1 protein-coding gene is annotated in these 299 nt (G+C 66.6%); it reads left to right on the forward strand.

Features of this window, described 5'->3' with window-relative positions; genetic code table 11:
- On the forward strand, positions 1-299 hold a 299-nt coding region (locus KVP70_RS33610), incomplete at both ends, for a sugar phosphate nucleotidyltransferase (protein ID WP_255575887.1).

The raw sequence follows: 299 nt of genomic DNA on the forward strand, positions 1-299 counted from the left end.
GGTCACGCTGGTCGACACCGGCGCCGACACCCTCACCGGCGGCCGCCTCAAGCGCGTGCGCCAGCACGTCGAAAACGACGAAGCCTTCTGCTTCACCTACGGCGACGGCGTGGCCGACATCGACATCACCGCCTCGATCGCCTTCCACAAGGAACACGGCAAGCTCGCCACGATGACCGCGGTGCAGCCGCCGGGACGCTTCGGCGCGATCGACATGGACGGCCAGCGCATCCTGAGCTTCAAGGAAAAACCGCAGGGCGACGGCAACTGGATCAACGGCGGCTACTTCGTGCTGTCGC

The organism is Duganella violaceipulchra (assembly GCF_019166075.1).
Lineage (GTDB): Bacteria > Pseudomonadota > Gammaproteobacteria > Burkholderiales > Burkholderiaceae_D > Rugamonas > Rugamonas violaceipulchra.